Annotated in this window: 27 protein-coding genes; 6 read left to right on the forward strand and 21 right to left on the reverse strand. The window is 51.0% G+C overall.

Going from position 1 to position 17,271, the window contains the following annotated elements:
* Positions 1 to 342: 342 nt before the first annotated feature.
* Complete coding sequence (locus ACTJJI_RS18905; RefSeq protein WP_440655196.1) at positions 343 to 897, forward strand: gamma carbonic anhydrase family protein; 555 nt, start codon at positions 343 to 345, stop codon at positions 895 to 897.
* Here ACTJJI_RS18905 and ACTJJI_RS18910 read toward each other — a convergent pair.
* The 6 genes from ACTJJI_RS18910 to dprA are packed head-to-tail and all read right to left on the reverse strand — an operon-like array spanning position 873 to position 4,656.
* Positions 873 to 1,121, reverse strand: a complete 249-nt coding sequence (locus ACTJJI_RS18910; protein ID WP_046889856.1) for a DUF1488 domain-containing protein — start codon at positions 1,119 to 1,121, stop codon at positions 873 to 875. The two genes, ACTJJI_RS18905 and ACTJJI_RS18910, sit on opposite strands and share 25 nt — an antisense overlap.
* The gene (aroE, locus tag ACTJJI_RS18915) at positions 1,118 to 1,936 is read right to left on the reverse strand and encodes a shikimate dehydrogenase (RefSeq protein WP_046889862.1); all 819 of its coding nucleotides are present in this window, start codon (positions 1,934 to 1,936) and stop codon (positions 1,118 to 1,120) included. The genes ACTJJI_RS18910 and aroE overlap by 4 nt, the downstream gene beginning before the upstream one ends.
* Positions 1,937 to 1,940: 4 nt before the next feature.
* Positions 1,941 to 2,513 (reverse strand): L-threonylcarbamoyladenylate synthase type 1 TsaC, encoded by a 573-nt coding sequence (gene tsaC, locus ACTJJI_RS18920; protein ID WP_014833510.1) that lies wholly within the window; start codon positions 2,511 to 2,513, stop codon positions 1,941 to 1,943.
* A 4-nt stretch (positions 2,514 to 2,517) separates the two neighbouring features.
* Positions 2,518 to 3,060, reverse strand: coding sequence for a DNA topoisomerase family protein (locus ACTJJI_RS18925; RefSeq protein WP_014833511.1), 543 nt, complete (start codon positions 3,058 to 3,060; stop codon positions 2,518 to 2,520).
* Positions 3,061 to 3,086: 26 nt separating this feature from the next.
* Positions 3,087 to 3,560: a DUF494 family protein Smg gene (gene smg, locus ACTJJI_RS18930; RefSeq protein ID WP_013099011.1), complete on the reverse strand. Its 474-nt coding sequence runs from the start codon at positions 3,558 to 3,560 to the stop codon at positions 3,087 to 3,089.
* Positions 3,532 to 4,656 carry a DNA-protecting protein DprA gene (gene dprA / locus ACTJJI_RS18935; RefSeq protein ID WP_096928789.1) on the reverse strand — a complete coding sequence of 375 codons (1,125 nt, stop codon included), beginning with the start codon at positions 4,654 to 4,656 and terminating at the stop codon, positions 3,532 to 3,534. Before dprA ends, smg begins: the two co-directional genes overlap by 29 nt.
* 127 nt (positions 4,657 to 4,783) lie before the next feature.
* Here dprA and def point away from each other — a divergent pair, with 127 nt between their 5' ends.
* From def to mscL, 5 genes are all read left to right on the forward strand, one after another.
* Positions 4,784 to 5,293 (forward strand): peptide deformylase, encoded by a 510-nt coding sequence (gene def, locus ACTJJI_RS18940; RefSeq protein ID WP_013099013.1) that lies wholly within the window; start codon positions 4,784 to 4,786, stop codon positions 5,291 to 5,293.
* A 25-nt stretch (positions 5,294 to 5,318) separates the two neighbouring features.
* On the forward strand, positions 5,319 to 6,266 hold the full coding sequence (gene fmt / locus ACTJJI_RS18945) for a methionyl-tRNA formyltransferase (RefSeq protein ID WP_440655201.1): 948 nt from the start codon (positions 5,319 to 5,321) through the stop codon (positions 6,264 to 6,266).
* Between the two features lie 52 nt (positions 6,267 to 6,318).
* Positions 6,319 to 7,605: a 16S rRNA (cytosine(967)-C(5))-methyltransferase RsmB gene (gene rsmB, locus ACTJJI_RS18950; protein ID WP_096928790.1), complete on the forward strand. Its 1,287-nt coding sequence runs from the start codon at positions 6,319 to 6,321 to the stop codon at positions 7,603 to 7,605.
* A gap of 22 nt (positions 7,606 to 7,627) precedes the next feature.
* Positions 7,628 to 9,004 (forward strand): Trk system potassium transporter TrkA, encoded by a 1,377-nt coding sequence (trkA, locus tag ACTJJI_RS18955; protein WP_013099016.1) that lies wholly within the window; start codon positions 7,628 to 7,630, stop codon positions 9,002 to 9,004.
* Positions 9,005 to 9,149: 145 nt separating this feature from the next.
* Positions 9,150 to 9,560 carry a large-conductance mechanosensitive channel protein MscL gene (gene mscL / locus ACTJJI_RS18960; protein WP_014833515.1) on the forward strand — a complete coding sequence of 137 codons (411 nt, stop codon included), beginning with the start codon at positions 9,150 to 9,152 and terminating at the stop codon, positions 9,558 to 9,560.
* On the opposite strand, the gene ACTJJI_RS18965 is transcribed toward mscL, so the two are convergent.
* The 15 genes from ACTJJI_RS18965 to rplF all read right to left on the reverse strand — a co-directional run bounded on the left by ACTJJI_RS18965 (position 9,557) and on the right by rplF (position 17,260).
* Complete coding sequence (locus ACTJJI_RS18965; protein WP_013099018.1) at positions 9,557 to 9,772, reverse strand: alternative ribosome-rescue factor A; 216 nt, start codon at positions 9,770 to 9,772, stop codon at positions 9,557 to 9,559. The genes mscL and ACTJJI_RS18965 overlap by 4 nt on opposite strands.
* 57 nt (positions 9,773 to 9,829) lie before the next feature.
* Positions 9,830 to 10,255: a Zn(2+)-responsive transcriptional regulator gene (gene zntR, locus ACTJJI_RS18970; protein ID WP_014833516.1), complete on the reverse strand. Its 426-nt coding sequence runs from the start codon at positions 10,253 to 10,255 to the stop codon at positions 9,830 to 9,832.
* 2 nt (positions 10,256 to 10,257) lie between these two features.
* Positions 10,258 to 10,626, reverse strand: a complete 369-nt coding sequence (locus tag ACTJJI_RS18975; protein ID WP_248060806.1) for a DUF1992 domain-containing protein — start codon at positions 10,624 to 10,626, stop codon at positions 10,258 to 10,260.
* Between the two features lie 107 nt (positions 10,627 to 10,733).
* Positions 10,734 to 11,120 carry a 50S ribosomal protein L17 gene (gene rplQ, locus ACTJJI_RS18980; protein WP_001216372.1) on the reverse strand — a complete coding sequence of 129 codons (387 nt, stop codon included), beginning with the start codon at positions 11,118 to 11,120 and terminating at the stop codon, positions 10,734 to 10,736.
* A gap of 40 nt (positions 11,121 to 11,160) precedes the next feature.
* Positions 11,161 to 12,150 carry a DNA-directed RNA polymerase subunit alpha gene (locus tag ACTJJI_RS18985; protein WP_002919219.1) on the reverse strand — a complete coding sequence of 330 codons (990 nt, stop codon included), beginning with the start codon at positions 12,148 to 12,150 and terminating at the stop codon, positions 11,161 to 11,163.
* A 25-nt stretch (positions 12,151 to 12,175) separates the two neighbouring features.
* On the reverse strand, positions 12,176 to 12,796 hold the full coding sequence (gene rpsD / locus ACTJJI_RS18990) for a 30S ribosomal protein S4 (protein WP_003863314.1): 621 nt from the start codon (positions 12,794 to 12,796) through the stop codon (positions 12,176 to 12,178).
* Between the two features lie 32 nt (positions 12,797 to 12,828).
* On the reverse strand, positions 12,829 to 13,218 hold the full coding sequence (gene rpsK, locus ACTJJI_RS18995) for a 30S ribosomal protein S11 (protein WP_003031137.1): 390 nt from the start codon (positions 13,216 to 13,218) through the stop codon (positions 12,829 to 12,831).
* A gap of 16 nt (positions 13,219 to 13,234) precedes the next feature.
* A complete protein-coding gene (gene rpsM, locus ACTJJI_RS19000; protein ID WP_013099021.1) occupies positions 13,235 to 13,591 on the reverse strand; it encodes a 30S ribosomal protein S13 in 357 nt (118 codons plus the stop codon).
* Between the two features lie 146 nt (positions 13,592 to 13,737).
* A complete protein-coding gene (rpmJ, locus tag ACTJJI_RS19005) occupies positions 13,738 to 13,854 on the reverse strand; it encodes a 50S ribosomal protein L36 (protein WP_000868187.1) in 117 nt (38 codons plus the stop codon).
* 31 nt (positions 13,855 to 13,885) lie between these two features.
* Complete coding sequence (gene secY, locus ACTJJI_RS19010) at positions 13,886 to 15,217, reverse strand: preprotein translocase subunit SecY (RefSeq protein ID WP_003863305.1); 1,332 nt, start codon at positions 15,215 to 15,217, stop codon at positions 13,886 to 13,888.
* A gap of 7 nt (positions 15,218 to 15,224) precedes the next feature.
* Positions 15,225 to 15,659, reverse strand: a complete 435-nt coding sequence (gene rplO / locus ACTJJI_RS19015) for a 50S ribosomal protein L15 (protein WP_013099022.1) — start codon at positions 15,657 to 15,659, stop codon at positions 15,225 to 15,227.
* Positions 15,660 to 15,662: 3 nt separating this feature from the next.
* A complete protein-coding gene (gene rpmD, locus ACTJJI_RS19020; protein WP_003863301.1) occupies positions 15,663 to 15,842 on the reverse strand; it encodes a 50S ribosomal protein L30 in 180 nt (59 codons plus the stop codon).
* 6 nt (positions 15,843 to 15,848) lie between these two features.
* Entirely contained in the window at positions 15,849 to 16,349 is a 501-nt protein-coding gene (gene rpsE, locus ACTJJI_RS19025) for a 30S ribosomal protein S5 (RefSeq protein ID WP_003863299.1), read from the reverse strand.
* A 14-nt stretch (positions 16,350 to 16,363) separates the two neighbouring features.
* Positions 16,364 to 16,717, reverse strand: a complete 354-nt coding sequence (gene rplR / locus ACTJJI_RS19030) for a 50S ribosomal protein L18 (protein WP_013099023.1) — start codon at positions 16,715 to 16,717, stop codon at positions 16,364 to 16,366.
* 9 nt (positions 16,718 to 16,726) lie between these two features.
* Positions 16,727 to 17,260, reverse strand: coding sequence for a 50S ribosomal protein L6 (rplF, locus tag ACTJJI_RS19035; RefSeq protein WP_013099024.1), 534 nt, complete (start codon positions 17,258 to 17,260; stop codon positions 16,727 to 16,729).
* Between the last annotated feature and the right edge of the window lie 11 nt (positions 17,261 to 17,271).

A 17,271-nucleotide genomic window follows, 5' to 3' on the forward strand; every position in this document is an offset into this window, starting at 1 on the left:
AATTGTTAAAGAGCAGTTGCGACGCGCTTCAGCGCTCTGTCGCGAGGTGGCGTATATTACGCTTTCCTCTTTCAGAGTCAACCCTGATTTTCAGGATTTTTTCTCTTCAACCGACCGGGCTGTTTGTGAAGTGATTCACATCCGCCGTGTCGATGGAGGCGCATTATAGGGATCCCATTTTTAAGCACAAGTATTTTTTAGATCTTTTTTTCTGACTGCTGATTTTCCGCGCTTTTCGCTGAAATCCCGCCCGATCTGCTTAAATATTGACGTAATTTGCCTTGCCTCGATCCAATAATATGATCAAAGTCTTCTGTATAGCGCTCATCTGTCGAGGTAGATATGTCTGCAGTCTTACGTCCTTATAAAGATCTGTTCCCACAAAAAGGCAATCGCGTGATGATCGATGCCAGCAGTGTGGTCATTGGCGATGTCCGAATGGCCGACGATGTCAGCATCTGGCCGCTCGTTGCGATCAGAGGAGACGTTAACTACGTAGCAATCGGCGCACGCACCAATATTCAGGATGGCAGCGTGCTGCATGTCACCCACAAATCCTCCTATAACCCGGACGGCAATCCACTCCTCATCGGAGAGGATGTTACCGTCGGCCATAAAGTCATGCTTCACGGCTGCACGGTCGGAAATCGGGTACTGGTAGGAATGGGGTCGATTCTGCTGGATGGCGTCATCGTGGAGGATGACGTGATGATTGGTGCCGGGAGTCTTGTCCCACAACATAAACGGCTCGAAAGCGGTTATCTCTATTTAGGCAGTCCGGTAAAGCAGATCCGCCCCTTAACAGAAGCGGAAAGAGAAGGTCTGAAATATTCAGCGAATAATTACGTGAAATGGAAAGATGAGTATCTGGATCAGGACAACCAGATCCAGCCCTGATCGTCTTCCTGCTGATCGCGGATTAAATCGCTGGCTTCCTCCTCAAGATCCCAGCGATTTTCACAAAATACCTCTAATGGAGTTGAGCCACCAAAGCGGCGCTTCAACGTTTCACCGGTAATGGCACATGTCAGTTGCATTCCGTGTACGAGCACCGGAAAACAGACCGCTTGCTTACTCTCGTCCCAGTGTTCTCTGTCGGGAAAGTGGATCGCCTGGTTCACGTCGTAAGTTCCTGCTTCAGCTTTTCAATGACCGGTTCTACAGCGGGTAACACACCGTGCCAGAGCAGTACTGCATGCGCAGCCTGCCCCACCAGCATGCCCAGGCCATCAGCCAAATGTTTTGCGCCGTGTTGTTCACACCAGCTCAGGAAGGGGGTTTTCCCTTTCTGATAAAACATGTCGTAGCAATAGAGGTGGCTGTTTATCAACGAGGACGGGATCGCCGGTACTTCACCACCAATGCCGCTGGAGGTGGCATTAATGATAAGATCAAACTCATGATGTGCAAGTTCATCAAGAGCGATCGCGCTCACGCTGCCAGTATGTGCAAACAACGCCGCCAACGCTTCCGCTCGGGCAAAGGTTCGATTGGTAATAGTGACCGCACAATCCAGTGAAAGGAGCGGTAACAATACGCCTCGCGATGCCCCACCGGCACCAATCAACAGAACCCGGAACCCGGGTTTGATGAATGAGAGCCTTTCCAGATCGCTCAGTAAGCCGATTCCGTCAGTGTTGTCTCCCAAAAGGCGGCCATCCTCCAGCCGTTTAAGCGTATTCACGGCACCCGCAAGAGAAGCGCGCTCAGTCAGCTCATCCGCACGTTCAAAAGCGTCTTCTTTAAAAGGCACTGTGACATTGGCACCTTTCCCCCCCGCGTCAAAAAAAGCATTCAGGGTGGTAACAAAGGCGTCAACAGGTGCCAGCACTCGGCCATAGGGATGATCTATCTGCAGTTGTTCAGCAAACTGCTGATGGATCAACGGCGACTTGCTGTGTGCGATCGGATTACCAAAAACGGCATAGGTTTCCATCATATTACCCCTGGCGAAAACGTTCGCCGGTCAAGGCGTCGCGGATTTCCGATGGATTAAGACGACCTCCGGTTTCACCGACGGCTACCGGGAAGTCATTCCCGAACTGCGCCAGCACCTCTTCGGTGCTCCGGCAAGGAGGCTGCCCGGTAAGGTTGGCACTGGTTGAGACCAGCGGTTTACCAAACGCCAGACATAGCTCAACCACCAGCGGATGATCGGTGACACGGACAGCGAGGGAATCGAAACGGCCTGTTAACCAGCGGGGCGTTGTTGGCTGCGCCGGGAAAACAAAGGTCACCGGCCCTGGCCACGCAGAGAAAATGGTATCCCGTTGCGCCGGCGTGAGCATGGAATCATCAATATAAGGTTTAAGCTGCTCATAATTAGCAGCGATCAAAATCAATCCTTTTTCGACAGGTCTCTGTTTTAGCGTAAGTAAGCGATTCACAGCTGTCTCGCTGTCAGGATCGCAACCGACCCCAAAGACAGCTTCTGTTGGATAGGCGATGACTTCTTCATTTTTCAGAACCTCCACTGCATGCGCAATGGATCCTGATGGCAGGTTATTATTCACAGGTTTAATCCGCCGAAACCGGCTTTCCACATTGTTTACTGGCACAAAAGCGTTTCATACCTTGCGCCGTTTTCTTCTCTATAAGTAACGGATAATCGCAATGAGGGCAGATACCCGCTACCGGTTTAAAATTGATAACGAACTGGCATTCAGGATAGCGATCGCAGGAATGGAAGGTCTTGCCAAAACGAGAACGACGCTGTACCAGTTGTCCACGCTGGCACTGGGGACAGGCAATTGCTGTTTCATCTGGCTTATCAATTTGTTCTGTATGCTCACATTCAGGATAGCGACTGCAACCAATAAACATACCAAAACGGCCCTGGCGTAACGCCAGTTCACCGCCGCACTGTGGGCAAAGTTGCCCCTCCAGAATTTTAACGATATGTCCGTCCGCCTGGCTCTTCAGGGGACGAACATAATCACATTCCGGATAGTGTGAACAACCGAGAAACGGACCGTGTTTCCCGGACCGAATGACAAGTTCAGCCCCGCACTGTGGGCAGGGCTCGTTTTTATGCACCGTGAACAGTGCTGATTTGGCCATAACAACTCTTGGTGCTGCACATTGAATTAGTGCAGCATACCTTCATTCACTTCAAAGAGTAATTCTTCCATTTGCTGATAGGCATTTTCACAGCCCGGGATATTAAACAGAACCATCAGGATCACCCACTTGAGGTCATCCAGTTCAAACTCTGCCGTATCCAGCGCCATGACACGCTCTATCACCATTTCTCTTGTTTCGAGGTTTAGCACCTGAATCTGCTCAAGGAATAAGATGAATCCCCGGCAGCTGGCGTCCAGCCTTTCACACTCTTCAGCTGTATAGATGCGCACAGACAATGGGTCAGAAGCTAGCTGCATCGGTTCGGCAAGGCCTTCCTGATAATCAGCCAGTTTTTCCAGCCACATCAACGCATTATAAATATCTTCCCGCTCAAACCCCGCATCGGTAAGATCCTGTGTCAATTTGTCCTGATCCACTCGCATTTCTGCTTCGTTATGGATGTAAGTCTCAAACAAATACATCAGTACGTCGAACATGGCTTGCCCTCCTTAATCGGACATAGCCGCCGGGTACAGCTGCGATCCACCCTGCTAACTCCAGTTCGAGTAGCTGTGCTACCGTTACTGGCACAGGTTGGCCGGCACGTTCAGCGACAACGTCAACAGGTGTTACCTCATCTCCTACGTTAGCCAGGAGGCTGGGAAATGGCAATGCCACGTTCTCCTGATCTGATGAAAAATGTCGCTTTTCGGGTTCGTCTGTTAACCAGTGCAAGCCATATCGCAAATTTTCAAGGATGTCCCCTGCGTCCGTTACGGGTGTTGCACCCTGCTTGATTAGCCAGTGCGGCCCCTCACACCCGGGGTTACCTATCGGGCCAGGTAAGGCAAAGACTTCTCGCCCCTGTTCTAGCGCATACCGTGCCGTGACGAGTGAGCCGCTTCTTAAAGCGGCCTCCACCACCAGCACACCCAGACTCAGACCGCTGATAATTCGGTTACGACGTGGAAAATTTGCCGGCCAGGGCGGCGCTGACAGCGGGAACTCCGACACAATAGCCCCCTCTGATTCGATAAGCCGTGCAGCCAGAGCCTGATGCCGACGGGGATAAATGCTAAAAAGCCCGTTCCCAAGCACCGCGACACTTCTCCCTTTTGCCGACAGCGTGGCGTGATGAGCGATGCCGTCAATACCGCAGGCCAGCCCGCTGGTGATCGTGAAACCACTTTGTGAGAGTTGTTCACACAGGATTTTCCCCCATCGCTCACCGTACCACGATGGCGCGCGGCTTCCGACAACCGCCAGTTGAACAGAGTTGAGGGCTTCAGGATTGCCTTTAACAAACAATGCCCCGGGATAGTCAGGGATCGTGCGGAGTAAAGGGGGATAACGAGGATCATCCGCCGTCAGCAAATGGTTTTCTGGCTGTTCAAGCCACGCCAGATTACGTTGCAGTTCACTTTCATTGAGCACAAAGAACCGTTGAACCTGCTTTGTTGACAGCCCGGCATCTCTGACAACGACATCATCAATCCTTGCCTGCATATGTAGCCGTGCTGCCGCTGCCAGCATCTGATCCCCACACAGAGAGCCTGTATTGATTAGCCGTAACCATATCTCGGTAGATGTCATCCTTTTCCCTGCCATAAGCAGCCTCTGCAATCATTGCGATTGGTCACGGATGCTGTCAATCGATGGGGGATTTGTCTAGAATAGAGATAATATTCTTATCAACTCCTGAACACGACTCTGGAAATTTATGGCAGTTTTGCAAGTGTTACATATTCCGGACGAGCGCCTTCGCATCGTCGCTGAACCGGTCAAAGAAGTGAATGCAGAAATTCAGCGTATCGTTGATGATATGTTCGATACCATGTACGCCGAAGAAGGCATTGGCCTTGCGGCAACTCAGGTGGACATTCACAAGCGTATTATCGTGATCGACGTTTCTGAGAATCGCGATGGCCGTCTGGTGCTGATCAACCCTGAGCTGTTGGAAAAGAGCGGTGAAACAGGTATTGAGGAAGGTTGTCTGTCCATTCCTGAACAGCGTGCTTTAGTTCCACGTGCCGAAAAAGTGAAAATTCGCGCCCTGGATCGTGAAGGCAACCCGTTCGAACTGGAAGCAGACGATCTGCTGGCGATTTGTATTCAGCATGAGATGGATCACCTGGTCGGTAAACTGTTTATCGATTACCTCTCACCACTGAAGCAGCAACGTATTCGTCAGAAAGTAGAGAAACTGGATCGTTTGCGCTCCCGCGCATAACATCCCCCCGGATACAAGGATCATCGTGTCTAAAACACTACGTATTATCTTCGCGGGTACCCCTGATTTTGCAGCGCGTCATCTTGACGCGCTGTTATCTTCTGGCCACCAGGTTGTTGGCGTTTTTACCCAACCGGATCGCCCGGCAGGCCGTGGTAAAAAACTGATGCCCAGCCCGGTGAAAGTGCTGGCAGAAGAACACGGGTTACCGGTTTATCAGCCAGCATCCCTGCGGCCCCCGGAAAACCAGCAGCTTGTTGCTGGCCTGAATGCCGATGTCATGGTGGTGGTGGCTTATGGGTTAATTCTGCCGAAAGCCGTGCTGGATATGCCACGACTGGGTTGTATCAACGTACATGGTTCTTTGCTTCCACGCTGGCGTGGTGCGGCGCCGATCCAACGTTCGCTGTGGGCGGGTGATGCTGAAACCGGTGTTACCATCATGAAGATGGATGTAGGTTTAGACACTGGCGACATGCTGTATAAACTGGCCTGTCCAATTACTGCAGACGATACCAGCGCCACGCTGTATGACAAGCTTGCGGACCTTGGCCCGCAAGGACTCATCAAAACTTTGCAGCAGCTTGCTGATAATACAGCAGCCCCTGAAGTTCAGGATGAGGCCCTGGTAACCTACGCCGAAAAACTCAGCAAAGAAGAGGCGCGGGTCGACTGGTCCCTCTCTGCCGCACAGCTTGAACGTTGCATTCGCGCCTTTAATCCATGGCCGATGAGCTGGATGATGATCGATGAGCAACCTGTCAAAGTCTGGAAAGCCTCCGTCATTGAAGGCAACACATCTGCTGAGCCCGGAACAATTATCGAAGTCAGCAAGAACGGTATCCAGGTGGCAACCGCGGAAGGGATCCTGAATCTGGAATCACTGCAGCCAGCGGGTAAAAAGGCGATGAGCGCTCAGGATCTGTTAAATTCCCGTCGCGAATGGTTTATCCCTGGCACTCGTCTTGCCTGAGCAACTTTATACTTAAAGCCCGGTGTTTCCGGGCATTTTTATTTTTACGGTTATGAAAAAACAAAATCTACGCAGTCTGGCGGCACAGGCCGTTGAGCAGGTTGTCGAGCAGGGTCAGTCACTCAGTAATGTCCTGCCTCCACTGCAGCAAAAAGTGTCCGACAAAGACAAAGCTCTGCTTCAGGAGCTCTGTTTTGGCGTCCTGCGCACCCTTTCTCAGCTTGAGTGGCTGATTAATAAGCTGATGTCGCGCCCCATGACCGGAAAGCAGCGTACCGTGCATTATTTGATTATGGTTGGCTTTTATCAGCTTCTTCATACCCGTATCCCACCTCATGCTGCGTTGGCTGAGACGGTAGAAGGCGCCGTCGTGATTAAACGTCCCCAGCTCAAAGGACTGATCAACGGCGTACTGCGTCAGTTCCAGCGCCAGCAGGAAGAACTTCTGGCGGAATTTGAGCAAAGCGAAACCCGTTTCCTGCACCCCGACTGGCTTCTGAATCGCCTCAAAAAAGCGTACCCGCAACGGTGGCAGGAGATTGCCGAAGCGAATAATCAACGTCCGCCGATGTGGTTACGCGTTAACCGTAATCATCATACCCGCGATGCCTGGCTGGCCTTGCTGGAAGAAGCCGGAATGAGTGGTTTCACGCATGACGCCTATCCTGATGCCGTGCGTTTAGCCTCTCCTGTGCCGGTGCACGCATTACCCGGGTTCGATGAGGGCTGGGTAACCGTTCAGGACGCTTCTGCCCAGGGCTGTATGACCTGGCTCGAGCCCAAAAATGGTGAACAGATCCTCGACCTGTGTGCCGCGCCTGGCGGCAAAACGACGCATATTCTGGAAGTCGCACCGCAGGCAAACGTAATGGCTGTAGATGTTGATGAGCAGCGTCTTTCGCGTGTCTACGATAACCTGAAGCGTTTAGGAATGAAGGCACAGGTTAAGCAAGGCGACGGACGTAAGCCCGCAGAATGGTGTGGCGAGATGCAATTCGACCGTATCTTGCTGGATGCTCCCTGCTCGGCAACCGGCGTTATTCGCCGTCATCCGGACATTAAGTGGCTGCGTCGCGATCGTGATATTAAGGAGCTTGCACAACTGCAATCCGAGATCCTTGATGCCATTTGGCCACACCTGAAACCAGGTGGAACGCTGGTCTATGCAACGTGTTCCATACTTCCTGAAGAGAACAGTCAGCAAATTTCGGCTTTCCTTAAACGCACCCCTGGCGCTACGCTACGCGAGACGGGGACACCGGAGCATCCGGGCCAGCAGAACCTGCCTGGCGCTGAAGAGGGTGATGGCTTCTTTTACGCTAAGCTAATCAAAGAGTGATGTTGAGAACAGGTCACGAGATATGAAGATTATCATTCTGGGCGCAGGACAGGTCGGCGGGACGCTGGCGGAAAACCTTGTAGGTGAAAACAACGACATTACGATCGTCGATACCAACGGCGATCGACTGCGCGTTCTGCAGGATAAATTTGACCTTCGCGTTGTGCAGGGGCACGGTTCGCATCCACGTGTCCTCCGTGAAGCCGGTGCTGACGATGCCGATATGTTAGTGGCCGTGACCAGCTCTGATGAAACCAATATGGTCGCTTGTCAGGTGGCCTATTCGCTTTTCAACACACCGAACCGAATCGCCCGTATCCGCTCCCCGGATTATGTCCGCGATGCGGAAAAACTCTTTAACTCAGAAGCAGTACCAATTGACCATCTCATCGCGCCGGAACAGCTGGTTATCGATAATATTTATCGCCTGATCGAATATCCCGGCGCACTGCAGGTCGTGAACTTTGCAGAAGGGAAAGTGAGTCTGGCCGTCGTTAAGGCCTATTATGGTGGTCCGTTGATCGGAAACGCGCTGTCTACTATGCGCGAACATATGCCGCATATCGATACCCGCGTCGCAGCCATTTTCCGTCACGACAGACCTATTCGACCTCAGGGCTCGACCATTGTCGAAGCAGGAGATGAAGTCTTCTTCATTGCTGCCTCTCAACATATTCGTGCCGTTATGAGTGAACTTCAGCGCCTCGAAAAGCCCTACAAACGCATCATGCTGGTCGGCGGTGGTAATATCGGCGCAGGTCTCGCCCGCCGTCTGGAAAAAGACTACAGCGTAAAATTGATCGAGCGCGATCAACAGCGTGCCTCTGAACTCGCAGAAAAGTTACAAAACACGATCGTGTTTTATGGTGATGCATCGGATCAGGAATTACTGGCCGAAGAGCATATCGATCAAGTTGATCTGTTTATTGCCGTCACCAACGACGATGAAGCAAATATTATGTCCGCCATGCTCGCCAAACGCATGGGGGCAAAAAAGGTGATGGTGCTTATTCAGCGTCGTGCCTATGTTGACCTGGTGCAGGGGAGCGTGATTGATATTGCGATTTCGCCGCAGCAGGCAACGATTTCCGCACTGCTGAGCCATGTACGTAAAGCCGACATTGTTGGCGTGTCATCACTGCGTCGCGGCGTCGCTGAAGCCATTGAAGCTGTCGCTCACGGTGATGAAACCACATCACGCGTAGTGGGTCGTGCCATTGATGAAATTAAGCTGCCGCCTGGCACAATCATCGGCGCCGTAGTACGCGGGAATGATGTCATGATTGCCAATGATAATTTGCGTATTGAACAAGGCGATCACGTTATTATGTTCCTGACGGATAAAAAATTTATTACCGACGTCGAACGTTTATTCCAGCCAAGTCCATTCTTCCTTTAATGATTCAGGTGCTCGTGACAGAGCACCTGAGCATTATCCATCTGATTCCTGTGCCTTTTATTTTCATAACGTTTATTTATCCCCAATGGCAATTAGCTAATCATTTGTTAAACTTATAGTCGTCAGCTGGCACAAGGAGAACATAATGAGTTTTATTAAAGAATTTCGCGAATTTGCGATGCGCGGGAATGTAGTGGATTTGGCAGTGGGTGTCATTATTGGTGCGGCGTTCGGCAAGATCGTTTCATCTTTAGTGGCTGACATTATCATGCCACCTTTAGGGCTGTTAATTGGGGGCATTGATTTCAAACAATTCGCCTTCACGCTTCGGGAAGCCCAGGGGGATATCCCGGCAGTTGTGATGCACTATGGCGTGTTTATTCAGAACGTATTTGATTTCGTGATCGTAGCGTTTGCCATTTTTATGGCCATCAAGCTCATTAACAGGCTGAACCGTAAAAAAGAAGAGCCTGCTGCGGCACCTGCCCCAACGAAAGAAGAAGTGTTACTGACTGAAATTCGCGATCTGTTAAAAGAGCAGAATAATCGCGTTTAACAGCTAAAAGCAGGAAGGCCAGTGGTAAATAAGCGATTCGCTTGCTTGCCACTGGCCTCCCAGTTACCCCGTTTTGCATGCTTGTTTTTACGCAGATAACTTCCCTTCCCTTTTTTGTTCTTTTCAACTCGCTGTCGAAAAAGCGGGTCGTGAAGTAAAGCCTCAATGGCGTTATCTTTAATTTGTCCCTTCGTATGCTGATAGTGACTCATAATTTCTCCTGAGCATGGTTTATGTCGAGGGGAGTCTAGACCCGGGATGATAAAAAATCAACAACCCTGGGTTTCTCCACTGGCCCCTTGTTCAAGGGCTTCCAGAATTGAGCAATATATACTGCTGTGAGCTGTACCACAGCACGCATCATTCAGTCTTTGCAGGGAGCGCTGCATAGTTTGCAGCTCCTGAATACGCGCTTCCACTTCATCCAGACGGGCCTGGACAATGCTTTTCGATTCCTGACAGGTGTGATGTGCCGGATCGATACGGATCGACAATAGCTCGCGGATCGAATCCAGCGTGAACCCCAATTGCCGCGCATAACGAATAAACCGCAGCCGTTGCAGATCGTTGTCCGTGTAGAGACGGAATCCACCTTCGGTTCGCACCTCGTGATCGATCATCTGCTGCTTTTCATAGTAACGGATGGTATCCGGTGTCACGTTCGCAAGCTTTGCAAGTTCACCGATACGATACATGCCTACTCCTCATTTATCTTCTGCATCAGTCTTTCACTATACTCACCATGCAGAAAGTCAGTAGCAATCCCCGCCTGGCGCAGTTTGAGTTCAACCAGAGCCAACCGGCGACATAATTCTCCGTGCTGTGGATCGTCTTTACGGATCCCTTTCAGCAAGTCAGCAAGCTCAACAGCCTCTTTACGCTGTTCGAGCTCCGGGGGTAGACACCCCGCATTTTTCAGTAAGCGATATCCAGCCCGTAGTTCAGGGGGAATATGCGAATCATCATCCAGCACGAGCGGTTCACCGCTACCGGGCAGATTATCGAATTCACCTTTTGTTTGGGCATCGCGAATATGGCGTTCTGCCCACTGGTCGAGCAACCACATCATAAACTCCAGGGGATGAACAGAATTAATACAGATATTGTAGAGAAGTGGTGATAGTGCGGATATAAAAAAACCCGCCGGAGCGGGTTTTTTTACGTTACTGCAGATTACTCTGCAGCAGCTTCTGCTTTCGACTCAGAACGATCAACCAGCTCGATGTAAGCCATCGGAGCGTTGTCGCCTGCGCGGAAGCCACACTTCAGAATACGAGTGTAACCACCGGCACGGCTCGCAAAACGCGGGCCCAGCTCGTTAAACAGTTTTGCCACGATCTCGTTATCACGAGTACGGGCGAATGCCAGACGACGATTAGCAACGCTGTCAGTCTTGGCAAGAGTAATCAGCGGCTCAACTACACGACGCAGCTCTTTCGCTTTAGGCAGGGTCGTCTTGATGATTTCATGACGAACCAGTGAACCTGCCATGTTGCGGAACATAGCCTGGCGATGGCTGCTGTTGCGGTTCAGTTGACGACCACTCTTACGATGGCGCATGACCTTATCCTTCTCAGTAAAACCTTAACCTGTGATCCGGTTACTCGTCAGCAATGCTTGCTGGTGGCCAGTTTTCCAGGCGCATGCCCAGAGACAGACCACGTGAAGCCAGCACGTCTTTAATCTCAGTAAGAGATTTTTTACCCAGGTTCGGCGTTTTCAGCAACTCAACCTCGGTACGCTGTACCAGATCACCGATATAGTGGATAGCTTCTGCCTTAAGGCAGTTAGCAGAGCGGACAGTCAATTCGAGATCGTCAACAGGGCGCAGCAGGATCGGATCGAATTCTGGTTTCTCTTCTTTCACTTCCGGCTGACGTACATCACGTAAGTCAACGAAAGCTTCCAGTTGTTCTGCCAGGATGGTTGCCGCACGACGAATCGCCTCTTCAGGATCGATTGTGCCATTGGTTTCCATTTCGATGACCAGCTTGTCCAGGTCGGTACGCTGTTCTACACGCGCTGCTTCAACATTGTAGGCAATACGCTCTACAGGGCTGTAGCATGCGTCGACCAGCAGACGGCCGATTGGGCGCTCATCTTCTTCCGAATGAATTCGGGCAGAAGCCGGCACATAACCACGACCGCGCTGAACTTTGATACGCATGCTAATAGCTGCGTTCTCATCGGTCAGGTGGCAGATCACGTGCTGCGGCTTGACGATTTCAACATCACCGTCGTGGGTGATGTCGGCTGCAGTCACAGGGCCAATGCCAGATTTATTCAGAGTAAGAATAACTTCATCTTTACCCTGAACTCTCACCGCCAGCCCTTTCAGGTTGAGCAGGATTTCAAGGATATCTTCCTGAACGCCTTCTTTGGTGCTGTACTCATGAAGTACACCATCAATCTCAACCTCGGTCACCGCGCAACCCGGCATCGATGAGAGCAGAATACGGCGCAGTGCGTTACCCAGAGTATGGCCAAAGCCACGCTCTAAAGGCTCAAGGGTCACCTTGGCGTGCGTCGAACTCACTTGCTCGATATCTACCAGGCGCGGTTTTAGAAACTCTGTCACAGAACCCTGCATTGTGTCCTCTCTTTGGTACTAAGCTTTACTTGGAGTAAAGCTCGACGATCAGGTGTTCGTTAATGTCCGCAGACAGATCAGAACGTTCTGGCTGACGCTTGAACGTACCTTCCATCTTGCCAGCATCAACTTCCAGCCAGGTTGGCTTTTCACGCTGCTCAGCCAGCTCCAGAGCGGCTTTCACGCGAGATTGCTTTTTCGCTTTCTCACGAATGCTAACAACGTCATTCGCTTTAACCTGATAAGAAGCGATGTTAACAACACGACCGTTTACCATGATTGCTTTGTGGCTAACCAGCTGGCGTGATTCAGCACGAGTAGCGCCGAAGCCCATACGGTATACAACGTTGTCCAGACGACCTTCCAGCAGAGCCAGCAGGTTTTCACCTGTGTTGCCTTTCAGACGTGCTGCTTCTTTATAGTAGTTACGGAACTGACGCTCCAGCACACCGTAGATACGGCGAACTTTTTGCTTTTCACGCAACTGCACACCATAGTCAGACAGACGCGGTTTACGCGCACCGTGCTGGCCAGGAGCTTGTTCAATTTTACACTTGGTATCGATCGCGCGAACGCCAGACTTAAGGAATAAGTCGGTGCCCTCACGACGGCTCAGCTTGAGCTTAGGACCCAAATATCTTGCCATTTTCTATCTCCAACTAACCTAAAAAACTAGCGTTATACGCGACGTTTTTTCGGCGGACGACAACCGTTATGAGGGATCGGAGTCACATCAGTAATATTAGTGATGCGGAAACCAGCGGCGTTCAGAGCGCGAACAGTAGATTCACGACCCGGACCCGGACCTTTAACCATAACTTCCAGATTCTTGATGCCGTATTCTTTTACGGCTTCTGCGCAACGCTCTGCTGCAACCTGAGCTGCAAACGGAGTGGATTTGCGAGAACCACGGAAACCGGAACCACCGGCTGTTGCCCAACCCAATGCGTTACCCTGACGATCAGTAATAGTAACGATGGTGTTGTTGAAAGAAGCATGGATATGAGCCACGCCGTCAGAGACTTGTTTTCTTACACGTTTACGTGCACGAATTGGTGCCTTTGCCATTATTCAATCACCCCGATTATTTCTTGATCGGTTTGCGCGGACCCTTACGGGTACGTGCGTTGGTCTTAGTACGCTGACCGCGCACTGGCAGACCACGACGATGACGCAAACCGCGATAGCAACCAAGATCCATCAGGCGCTTGATGCTCATGCTGATTTCACGGCGCAGATCACCTTCAACGACAAATTTGGCAACTTCGTCACGCAGCGTGTCGATTTGTCCTTCAGACAGCTCACTGATCTTAACATCTTCAGCGATACCCGCTGCAGCCAGGATGGCTTTAGAACGGGTCTTGCCGATGCCGTAGATCGAAGTTAATGCGATCACAGCATGTTTCTGATCAGGAATGTTAATGCCTGCTATACGGGCCACTATGCACTCCTACTATTTAATATGTACGCACCATGCTGAAAAGCCCGTTTTCAGGATACTCAAATGGAAACGTACAGACATACAAAAGATTGGCTGGCTAATCTAGCCAGCTCAACCCAACTTTGCAAGAAAAATATGCGAAATAATCAGCCTTGGCGCTGTTTATGCTTCGGCTCGGCACTGCAAATCACACGGATGACACCATCACGCTTAACGATTTTGCAGTTACGGCATAATTTCTTGACGGAAGCACGAACTTTCATTTTTACTCTCCGTAACTTCTCAGGCGACCAATTAGCGGCCGTAGCCTTTCAGGTTCGCCTTCTTCAATGCAGACTCATACTGACTGGACATCATCAGAGTTTGCACTTGAGCCATAAAGTCCATAATCACGACAACAACGATAAGCAGTGAGGTCCCACCGAAGTAGAACGGTACTTTCATTGCATCACGCATGAACTCCGGGATCAGGCAGATAAAAGTAATGTAAAGCGCACCAACCAAAGTCAGGCGAGTCATTACTTTATCGATATACTTCGCCGTTTGCTCTCCCGGACGAATTCCTGGTACAAATGCACCGGACTTCTTCAGGTTATCTGCTGTTTCACGCGGGTTGAAGACCAACGCCGTGTAGAAGAAACAGAAGAAGATGATCGCAGACGCATAGAGTAACACATAAAGTGGTTGCCCAGGCTGCAAATACAGCGAAATTGTTGTCAGCCAGTTCCAACCAGTACCGCCCCCGAACCATGACGCGATGGTTGCCGGGAACAGAATAATACTGGAAGCGAAGATCGCCGGGATTACCCCTGCCATATTCACTTTCAGCGGCAAATGTGTGCTCTGTGCAGCATAGACACGACGACCCTGCTGACGTTTCGCGTAGTTCACCACAATGCGGCGTTGACCACGTTCAACGAAGACAACAAAGAACGTCACTGCAAATACTAATACTGCAACCAACAGCAACAGGAGGAAGTGCAGGTCGCCTTGACGCGCTTGCTCGATAGTATGGGCGATGGCTGGCGGGAGACCCGCAACAATACCGGCGAAGATAATGATTGAGATACCGTTACCGATACCACGTTCAGTAATCTGTTCGCCGAGCCACATCAGGAACATTGTCCCTGTGACCAGACTAACAACAGCGGTGAAATAGAATGCAAAGCCTGGGTTTAAGACCAGGCCCTGCATACCAGGCATATTCGGAAGACCGGTAGCAATACCGATCGACTGGAATATTGCCAGCACCAGAGTACCGTAGCGGGTGTACTGACTAATCTTACGACGTCCAGACTCCCCTTCTTTCTTCAGTTCTGCCAGGGCCGGATGAACGACCGTCAGCAGCTGGATAATAATGGATGCCGAAATATACGGCATAATACCCAGCGCGAAGATAGAAGCACGGCTGAGAGCACCACCAGAGAACATGTTAAACATTTCAATGATGGTGCCTCGCTGTTGCTCAAGCAGTTTGGCAAGTACAGCGGCATCGATACCAGGGATCGGAATAAAAGAGCCAATACGGAACACAATCAGCGCGCCGATTACAAACAGCAGTCTGCGTTTCAGCTCACCAAATCCACCTTTGGCACTTTGAAAATCTAATCCCGGTTGCTTAGCCATCTGCTACTTATTCCTCAATTTTACCGCCAGCAGCTTCGATAGCAGCACGAGCACCTTTAGTAACACGCAGGCCACGAACAGTTACCGGAGTAGAAACTTCACCAGCCAGGATCACTTTCGCGAACTCGATCTGGATACCGATAATGTTAGCCGCTTTCAGCGTGTTCAGGTCTACAACGCCGCCTTCAACTTTCGCCAGGTCAGACAGACGGACTTCCGCTGTGATCGCTGCTTTGCGAGAAGTGAAGCCGAACTTCGGCAGACGACGGTACAGTGGCATCTGGCCACCCTCGAAACCGCGACGTACGCCACCGCCAGAACGAGAGTTCTGACCTTTGTGACCACGACCACCGGTTTTGCCGAGGCCAGAACCGATACCACGACCCAGGCGTTTACCCGCCTTTTTAGAGCCTTCGGCCGGAGACAGAGTATTTAAACGCATCTCTTACTCCTCAACTTTAACCATGAAGTAAACCGCGTTGACCATACCGCGAACAGCAGGAGTATCCTCGCGCTCAACGGTATGACCAATACGACGCAGACCCAGGCCAAGCAGCGTTGCCTTGTGTTTCGGCAGACGACCGATTGCACTGCGGGTTTGAGTGATTTTAATAGTCTTTGCCATGGTCAATTACCCCAGAATTTCTTCAACGGATTTACCACGCTTGGCAGCGACCATTTCTGGAGAATTCATATTTTCCAGGCCATCAATAGTTGCACGAACCACGTTGATCGGGTTGGTGGAACCGTATGCTTTAGCCAGAACGTTATGAACCCCAGCAACTTCCAGAACGGCGCGCATTGCACCACCGGCGATGATACCGGTACCTTCTGAAGCTGGCTGCATGAATACACGAGAACCCGTGTGAACACCTTTAACTGGGTGCTGCAGGGTGCCGTTGTTCAGCGCGACGTTAATCATATTGCGACGGGCTTTTTCCATCGCTTTCTGGATCGCTGCTGGAACTTCACGCGCTTTACCGTAACCAAAACCAACGCGACCGTTACCATCGCCAACTACAGTCAGAGCTGTGAAGGAGAAAATACGACCACCTTTAACGGTTTTAGATACGCGGTTTACCGCGATCAGCTTTTCCTGCAGTTCGCCAGCTTGTTTTTCGATGTGAGCCATCTTACACCTCTACCTTAGAACTGAAGGCCAGCTTCACGGGCAGCATCTGCCAGTGCCTGGACACGACCATGATATTGGAACCCGGAACGGTCAAAGGATACATTGCTGATGCCTTTTTCCAGAGCGCGTTCAGCAACAGCTTTACCTACAGCTGCAGCAGCGTCTTTGTTACCGGTGTACTTCAATTGTTCTGCGATAGCTTTTTCTACAGTAGAAGCAGCTACCAGAACTTCAGAACCGTTCGGTGCAATTACCTGTGCGTAAATGTGACGCGGGGTACGATGTACCACCAGGCGAGTTGCACCCAGCTCTTTGAGCTTGCGGCGTGCGCGGGTCGCACGACGGATACGAGCAGATTTCTTATCCATAGTGTTACCTTACTTCTTCTTAGCCTCTTTGGTACGCACGACTTCGTCGGCGTAACGAACACCCTTGCCTTTATAAGGCTCAGGACGACGGTAGGCGCGCAGATCTGCTGCAACCTGACCAATCAGCTGTTTATCAGCGCCTTTCAGCACGATCTCAGTCTGAGTTGGACATTCTGCAGTGATACCGGCCGGCAGCGGATGCTCAACAGGGTGAGAGAAGCCCAGAGACAGGCCTACTGCATTCCCTTTGATCGCTGCACGATAACCTACACCAACCAGCTGCAGCTTCTTAGTGAAGCCTTCGGTAACACCGATAACCATTGAGTTCAGCAGGGCACGCGCGGTACCAGCCTGAGCCCAGCCGTCTGCGTAACCATCACGCGGACCGAAGGTCAGAGCATTATCTGCATGTTTAACTTCAACAGCATCGTTGAGAGTACGAGTCAGCTCGCCGTTTTTACCTTTGATCGTAATAACCTGACCGTTGATTTTTACATCAACGCCGGCAGGAACAACGACCGGTGCTTTAGCAACACGAGACATTTTTTCCTCCG

This window comes from Enterobacter sp. 22466, from assembly GCF_052044775.1.
GTDB classification, from domain to species: Bacteria; Pseudomonadota; Gammaproteobacteria; order Enterobacterales; family Enterobacteriaceae; genus Enterobacter; species Enterobacter dissolvens.

Coding starts and splice junctions, on each gene's coding strand:
- rpmD (WP_003863301.1), bottom strand. CDS start 15,842: ATGGCAAAGACTATTAAAATCACTCAAACCCGCAGTGCAATCGGTCGT.
- rpsD (WP_003863314.1), bottom strand. CDS start 12,796: ATGGCAAGATATTTGGGTCCTAAGCTCAAGCTGAGCCGTCGTGAGGGC.
- rplF (WP_013099024.1), bottom strand. CDS start 17,260: ATGTCTCGTGTTGCTAAAGCACCGGTCGTTGTTCCTGCCGGCGTTGAT.
- zntR (WP_014833516.1), bottom strand. CDS start 10,255: ATGTATCGTATCGGTGAACTTGCAAAGCTTGCGAACGTGACACCGGAT.
- rpsK (WP_003031137.1), bottom strand. CDS start 13,218: ATGGCAAAGGCACCAATTCGTGCACGTAAACGTGTAAGAAAACAAGTC.
- rsmB (WP_096928790.1), top strand. CDS start 6,319: ATGAAAAAACAAAATCTACGCAGTCTGGCGGCACAGGCCGTTGAGCAG.
- trkA (WP_013099016.1), top strand. CDS start 7,628: ATGAAGATTATCATTCTGGGCGCAGGACAGGTCGGCGGGACGCTGGCG.
- ACTJJI_RS18965 (WP_013099018.1), bottom strand. CDS start 9,772: ATGAGTCACTATCAGCATACGAAGGGACAAATTAAAGATAACGCCATT.
- ACTJJI_RS18975 (WP_248060806.1), bottom strand. CDS start 10,626: ATGTGGTTGCTCGACCAGTGGGCAGAACGCCATATTCGCGATGCCCAA.
- rpsE (WP_003863299.1), bottom strand. CDS start 16,349: ATGGCTCACATCGAAAAACAAGCTGGCGAACTGCAGGAAAAGCTGATC.
- rplQ (WP_001216372.1), bottom strand. CDS start 11,120: ATGCGCCATCGTAAGAGTGGTCGTCAACTGAACCGCAACAGCAGCCAT.
- aroE (WP_046889862.1), bottom strand. CDS start 1,936: ATGGAAACCTATGCCGTTTTTGGTAATCCGATCGCACACAGCAAGTCG.
- rplR (WP_013099023.1), bottom strand. CDS start 16,717: ATGGATAAGAAATCTGCTCGTATCCGTCGTGCGACCCGCGCACGCCGC.
- rpmJ (WP_000868187.1), bottom strand. CDS start 13,854: ATGAAAGTTCGTGCTTCCGTCAAGAAATTATGCCGTAACTGCAAAATC.
- mscL (WP_014833515.1), top strand. CDS start 9,150: ATGAGTTTTATTAAAGAATTTCGCGAATTTGCGATGCGCGGGAATGTA.
- rplO (WP_013099022.1), bottom strand. CDS start 15,659: ATGCGTTTAAATACTCTGTCTCCGGCCGAAGGCTCTAAAAAGGCGGGT.
- smg (WP_013099011.1), bottom strand. CDS start 3,560: ATGTTCGACGTACTGATGTATTTGTTTGAGACTTACATCCATAACGAA.
- ACTJJI_RS18925 (WP_014833511.1), bottom strand. CDS start 3,060: ATGGCCAAATCAGCACTGTTCACGGTGCATAAAAACGAGCCCTGCCCA.
- def (WP_013099013.1), top strand. CDS start 4,784: ATGGCAGTTTTGCAAGTGTTACATATTCCGGACGAGCGCCTTCGCATC.
- ACTJJI_RS18905 (WP_440655196.1), top strand. CDS start 343: ATGTCTGCAGTCTTACGTCCTTATAAAGATCTGTTCCCACAAAAAGGC.
- dprA (WP_096928789.1), bottom strand. CDS start 4,656: ATGACATCTACCGAGATATGGTTACGGCTAATCAATACAGGCTCTCTG.
- secY (WP_003863305.1), bottom strand. CDS start 15,217: ATGGCTAAGCAACCGGGATTAGATTTTCAAAGTGCCAAAGGTGGATTT.
- ACTJJI_RS18985 (WP_002919219.1), bottom strand. CDS start 12,150: ATGCAGGGTTCTGTGACAGAGTTTCTAAAACCGCGCCTGGTAGATATC.